Origin of the sequence: Streptomyces sp. NPDC018019 (genome assembly GCF_044327805.1) — a bacterium.
In the GTDB taxonomy this organism is placed as follows: domain Bacteria; phylum Actinomycetota; class Actinomycetes; order Streptomycetales; family Streptomycetaceae; genus Streptomyces.
Map to the genome: position 1 here is coordinate 129,650 of NZ_JBIRGD010000027.1, position 6,000 is coordinate 135,649.

General features: G+C 72.3%; 6 protein-coding genes. All 6 read left to right on the plus strand.

The window, feature by feature from the left end:
* Positions 1-573 precede the first annotated feature (573 nt).
* The 6 genes from ACH4FX_RS34145 (at position 574) to ACH4FX_RS34170 (ending at position 5,857) form a co-directional block, all read left to right on the plus strand.
* Complete coding sequence (locus ACH4FX_RS34145) at positions 574-1,494, plus strand: ABC transporter ATP-binding protein (protein ID WP_398485334.1); 921 nt, start codon at positions 574-576, stop codon at positions 1,492-1,494.
* Positions 1,491-2,249: an ABC transporter permease gene (locus ACH4FX_RS34150; protein ID WP_398485327.1), complete on the plus strand. Its 759-nt coding sequence runs from the start codon at positions 1,491-1,493 to the stop codon at positions 2,247-2,249. Before ACH4FX_RS34145 ends, ACH4FX_RS34150 begins: the two co-directional genes overlap by 4 nt.
* Positions 2,246-4,147, plus strand: a complete 1,902-nt coding sequence (locus ACH4FX_RS34155; RefSeq protein ID WP_398485328.1) for a TOMM precursor leader peptide-binding protein — start codon at positions 2,246-2,248, stop codon at positions 4,145-4,147. Before ACH4FX_RS34150 ends, ACH4FX_RS34155 begins: the two co-directional genes overlap by 4 nt.
* Positions 4,144-5,376 carry an amidohydrolase gene (locus ACH4FX_RS34160; RefSeq protein ID WP_398485329.1) on the plus strand — a complete coding sequence of 411 codons (1,233 nt, stop codon included), beginning with the start codon at positions 4,144-4,146 and terminating at the stop codon, positions 5,374-5,376. The genes ACH4FX_RS34155 and ACH4FX_RS34160 overlap by 4 nt, the downstream gene beginning before the upstream one ends.
* Positions 5,377-5,463: 87 nt before the next feature.
* Positions 5,464-5,646 (plus strand): hypothetical protein, encoded by a 183-nt coding sequence (locus tag ACH4FX_RS34165; RefSeq protein ID WP_053802155.1) that lies wholly within the window; start codon positions 5,464-5,466, stop codon positions 5,644-5,646.
* Between the two features lie 34 nt (positions 5,647-5,680).
* Positions 5,681-5,857 (plus strand): thiazolylpeptide-type bacteriocin, encoded by a 177-nt coding sequence (locus ACH4FX_RS34170; protein ID WP_053802156.1) that lies wholly within the window; start codon positions 5,681-5,683, stop codon positions 5,855-5,857.
* Positions 5,858-6,000 lie beyond the last annotated feature (143 nt).

Sequence of the window (6,000 nt, forward strand, 5' to 3'; positions counted from 1 at the left end):
CTGCTGCGCTCCCGGCGCCACCAGGTGGCCACAGCCGCGGTCGGCGTGGTCATGAACCTCGTCTTTCTGCTGCCGTTCTTCGCACTGTGGCTGACGCTGCCGGAAGGTGACGTCACCCACGACAGCCTCTCCGCCCTGCTCGTGGTCGGCGTGCTGCGTGCCCTGTTCAACTACCTGCCGCTGCCCGGCCTGGACGGCTACCGGATGCTCCAGCACGCTTTGGGCACCATCGATCTGGGACCGCAGACCTGGGCGTACCTGCGGCACCGACGGGCTGGGGACGCCGTGCCGTACCCGGCCCGGGCCCGGTGGCTGTACCGCAGCTACGCGGCCCTGTTCGCCGGGACCGCGCTCGCCCTCACTGCGGCGGTCGCCCTGCTCGTCGTGCGGACGACCGACGGGACCACTCGGCTGCTGGTCCTGGCCGCCGTCGCTCTGTGGGCGGCGGTCTCGCTCGCCGTCGGCCGGCGTCGCCGTCGGCGCCGTACCGAACCACCACCGCAGGCACCGCCCGACGGCGGGCCCGCATCCCTCCCCCCACCCCCTCCCACGCACCGAAGGAGTTCCGCCCTCGTGAACCGACAACCGCCGCACCAGCCCGTGGTGGTCGTACAAGACCTGCACAAGTCGTACGGTGACACCACGGCCGTCGACGGAATCTCCTTCACCGTGAGCGAGGGAGAGTTCTTCGGCATCCTCGGCCCCAACGGCGCGGGCAAGACCACCCTGATCGAGATGCTCGCCGGGCAGCGGGTGCCGGACTCGGGCACCGTCACCGTCTTCGGCGAAAGCCCCTGGCCGCGCAAGATGGCCGTGTACCGCAGACTCGGCATCCAGAGCCAGGCGTCCGCCTTCTTCCCGGACCTGACGGCGATCGAACACCTCCAGACCATGGCGGGCCTGTACGACCTGCCCCGCACGGCCGCCGCCGAGGCGCTGGAGAAGGTGGACCTGGGCGGCTCGGCGAAGGTGCGCGTGGACAAGCTCTCGGGCGGTCAGCGCCAGCGCCTGGCGATCGCCTCCGCCCTGGTGCACGAGCCCGGCCTGCTCTTCCTCGACGAGCCGACCGCCGCCCTGGACCCGGAGGCCCGCCGGGGCCTGTGGCGGCTGCTGCGCGACATCCGTGCCCAGGGCTGCTCCATCGTCTGTACCACCCACCACCTCGACGAGGCCGAGGAGTTGTGTGACCGCACGGCGATCGTCCAGGCGGGCCGGGTGGTCGCGCTCGACGCGCCGCGGCAGCTGATCCGTGAGGCCGGCGGTGCCAGCCACATCCGGGTCCCCGGCGACCTGCTGTCCTGCGAGGACGCCGCCGCACTGCCCGGCGTCCTGGGCACCCGGCAGACCGGTGCCGACACGGAGATCAGCACGGATTCCGTCTCCGAAGTGCTGGCCGCCCTCGGCGCCGTCGTCGACCTCGACCAGGTGGAGACCCGCCGCCCGACCCTCGAAGACGTGTACCTGTACCTGACCGGAGCGGAGTTCACCCGGTGACCGGATTCACCCCGCTGGTGCGGGCCAATTTCCTCGCCTCCAGCCGCAACAAGGCCGAGCTGTTCTTCACCTTCGCCTTCCCGCTGATCTTCATCGTGGTCTTCGGCCTGCTCTTCGGCTCCAACGAGGCCGACCACGGCAAGACCGTCATCGACTACCTCGCACCCGGCGTGATGGCGTGGGGCGTCGGCAACGCCGCCGTGTTCGGCGCCGCCTACTCCCTGGTCAAGTGGCGTGGCACCGACCTGCTGCGGACCATCCGCCGCACCCCCACCTCGGTACTGACCGTCCTGGGCAGCCGGCTGGTGATCGTGCTCGTCGTGGCCGTCGCCCAGGCGGTGCTGTTCCTCGCGGTGGCCATGGCCCCGCCGTTCCGGTTGCACGCCTCGGTGGTCGGGCTGCTGCTCACCGTGCCGGTGCTGGTGGCCGGCGCGCTGGCGTTCTTCGCCATCGGTGTTGTCCTCGGCAACGTGTGCCGTACCCCGGACGCGGTCGGCGCGCTCGCGAACTGCCTGATGGTGCCGATGGCGTTCCTCAGCGGCTCGTTCATGCCGCTGAGCCAGTCCCCCGACTGGCTGCGCGCCTTCTCCCACGTGCTGCCGCTGCGCTACATGAATGAGGCGGTGACCGGGGTCCTCGATGGTGGCCGGATCAGTTTCGGCCCGTATGCGCTGCGTCTGCTGGCGCTGCTGGTGTTCGCCGCGGTCCTCGCCGCGCTCGCGGCCAGGACGTTCCGCTGGGAGAACAAGTCATGACCGCCCAGCGGGCGAGCGCCGCCGAGGCACTGCAGGACGCCCTGCGGGAGCTGCACGCCCCGGCGGGCCATCCGGCCGCGCCGCCGGTGGTCGCCACCCTCGGGGTGTACGACGTGCTCGATGAAGCGAATGATCCCGAAGCCGCCACCCGCCCCGTCGCGACCGTCCACCTGGGCCCCGCCCACGCGGTCGTCGGCCCGTTCCGGGCGCAGCCGTCGGACCCGTGCGGTTACTGCCTGGCCCTGCGCTGGCAGCGGCTGCGCCCCGAGTACGAACGCCAGGCGCTCGAACTCGGCACGGGCACCGAGGCGGTGGACACGTGGCCGCTGCTGCTGCCGACCGCCGTGGAGGCCCTACGGCAGCTGTACCTGGCGGCCGGCGCCGCGGAGCTTCCCGCCGACCGGCGCCTGGGCGCGGCCTGGGTGTGGGCGCTGGAGCTGGAGACGCTGCACATCCGCCGGTTCCCGCTGATCCCGGACCCCATGTGCCCCGGCTGCGGCGGCGAAGGCACGGAGCCCCGTACCCGGGAACTGCCCGCAGCCCCCAAGCCGGCACCCGACACCTACCGGGCGCGGACCACGGACAGCTTCGCGTTGCCCGAGGACGCCCTGGTGAACCCCGTCTGCGGCATCCTCGGCCCGCGCACCTTCCACACCATCACCTCACCGACCACCGCACCGGTCACCGGCCGGGTGATGATCAAGGGCCATTACGGGCTCGCGGAGATGACCTTCAGCGGACAGGACAACTCCTTCCGGACCAGCCGCGACCTTGCCTTCTTCGAGGGCCTCGAACGGTATGCGGGCATCGCCCGGCGGCACCGCGCGGCCCCGCTGCTCGCCGCCTACGACGACATCCGCGACCAGGCCCTGGACCCGCGCACCTGCGGCATGTACTCCGACCTGACCTATGAACTGGACGACGCCTGCGACCCGTTCGACCCGGCCAGGCCGATCCCCTGGGTCCGGGGCCGGGACCTGACCCATGGCCGGGACATCCTGGTGCCCCGCCGGCTTGTCTACTACGGCGGCGAGACCTCCGACGACAACTTCGTCTTCGACTCCTCGAACGGCTGCGCGAGCGGCGGCACGCTCGCCGAGGCCATACTGTTCGGGCTGCTCGAACTCATCGAGCGCGACTCGTTCGTGCTCGGCTGGTACGGCGGCGCCACGCTGACCGAGATCGACGTCAGTAAGGTTGCCGACCCCGAACTGCGCATGATGCTGGACCGGGCCGCCCTGCAGGGCTACGACGTCCACCTCTTCGACAACCGGATCGACCTGCCGGTGCCCGCCGTCACCGGCCTGGCCGTGCGCCGCGACCGCGGCCCCGGGACGCTGTCCTTCGCCGCTGCCGCGAGCCTCGACCCGCTCGCGGCGGTGCGCGGGGCGGTGTCGGAGATCCTCACCTACCTGCCCGAACTGCCCCGGCGTTTCCGGGACCGCAAGGAGGAGGTCCGCGCGATGCCGGCCGACTACTTCCGCGTCCGCCAGCTGCGCGACCATCCCGCACTGTTCTCGCTGCCGGAGATGCTCCCGCACGTCGAGCGGTACACCTCTCCCGCGCGTACGCTGCCCTTCGCCGAGGTGTACGCGGACTGGCAACGCACCCGGCCGCGCACCACCGACGTCCGCGCCGACGTCACCCTGGTCACCGACGCCCTCGCGGCCGCCGGACACGAGGTCATCGTGGTCGAGCAGACCTCCCCGGAACAGCGGGGGCTGGGGGTGCACACGGTGGCCACCATCGTCCCCGGTCTGCTGCCGCTCGACTTCGGCTGGGCCCGTCAGCGCGCCCGGCACATGCCCCGCATGTTCTCCGCGTACCGCAGGGCCGGCCTGCGCGACACCGACCTGACCCCCGCCGACCTGATCCCGATACCGCACCCGTTCCCATGACCGATTCGAGAACCGATGAGTTGAGGGCCGAAGTCACCGCCGCTCTCCCGGCCGCCCTGGAGCTGTACCTCCGACTGCACAGCGCCCCCGAACTCTCCGGTGCCGAGCGGCGGACGGCCGCCACGGTGGCCGCCGCGCTGCGGAACCGGGGCTGTGAGGTCACGGAGGGAGTCGGCGGGCATGGAGTCGTCGGGGTGCTCGGCGACGGCACCGGGCCGAACGTGCTGCTGCGGGCCGAGCTGGACGCGCTGCCGGTGCGCGAGGAGACCGGGCTGCCGTATGCCTCTCGGACGGACGGAGTGATGCATGCCTGCGGACATGACGCGCACCTCGCGGCGGCCGTGGGCGCCATGGATGTCCTGGCCCGCCTGCGGGAGCGCTGGCGGGGCACCGTGACCATGGTCGCGCAACCCGCCGAGGAGACCCTCACCGGCGCTGAAGCCGTGCTCGCCGACGGACTCTACGAGCGGTTCGGCACCCCGGACACGGTGCTTGCCCAGCACCTCGCGCCCTTCCCGGCGGCCCGGGTAGCGCATGCGGAGACCGTCCTGGCCGCCGCCCGCACCCTGCGGGTCGTGCTGCACGGCCCCGGCGGGCACTCGGCAGACCCGGCCGGCGCTGCGAACCCGGTGGAGGCGGCGGCCGCCGTCGTCACCAGGTTGCGCGCGGCGGTGGGTGCCGACGCGTCGGCCGCCGTGGGAGTCCTGCACGCGGGAACCGCCGCCAACGTCGTACCGGACCGCGCCACGCTGGAGGTGAGCGTGCGGGCAGGGACGGCGGCGGCCGCCGAGCGCGCCGCCGGTGCCGTGCGCGAGCTGGCGTGCGCGCAGGCCGCCCGGCTGCTGCCGGGCCATCCGCCCGAAGTCGAGGTGACCGCCAGGGCGGAGCCGACGGTGAACGACCCCCGGTGGCTCGCCACCGTACGGCGGGCACACGCCGCCGCGCTGGGGCCTGCCGCGGTGCTGCCCTGGCGGACCTCCATGGCCGCCGAGGACTTCCCCCGTTATACGGCGGGCGGCGCGATACCGGCCGTCTACTGGATGCTCGGCTGTGTCGGCCGGGAGGAGTGGCGGCGAGCCCGCGCCGAGGCGCCCGGCCGCGAGTTCACCGTACTCCCGCCCAACCACTCCCCGCGTTTCGCACCCGCCGCTGTGCCCACGCTGCGGACCGGTATCACCGCGATGGTCGGCGCGGCGCTCGCGTGTCTGGTGGGTGTCAGCGAGCTGTGAGGCGGTTGTCAGCGGCCTTGAATCGCCCTCTCTTATAAAGGATCGGGGCCCCAATCCACCGGAACCGATTATCAGAGGGAGGCGCTCATGACGCCCAAGGCTGAACTGGCCGACCTGGCGCGCGACATGCTGGCGCTGGAGTCCGAGACCTTCGAGATCAACGACTACAGCGAGTTCGACGGGAAGCTGCTCGGCGTCTCCTCGACCAGCTGTGACAGCAGCAGCTGCAGCTCCAGCACCACCAGCACCACCTCCTGCTGCACCGCCTGACGTCCATCGCACGCTTGACCCTGAGGAGACACCCATGGCCGACAAGCTCCCGCTCGCCGACCTGGCGCGCGACATGCTGACGCTTGAGTCGGAGACCTTCGAGATCAACGACTACAACGACGACAGTGGCGCGATGATGGACGGCTGCACCAGCACCACCAGCTGCAGCACCACCTCCAGCACCACCTCGTGCACCAGCTCCTGCGGCTGACCGGCAGCAGGACTGACTGAACCGGGCCGTGGGGGGGGGGCCCCCCCCCCCCCCGCCGCCCCCCCCACCCCCCCCGCCCCCCCCCCCGGGGGGGCAAAAAAAGGAAAACCGCCACGCGCGGCTGCCCCCCCGCCGGCCCCCCC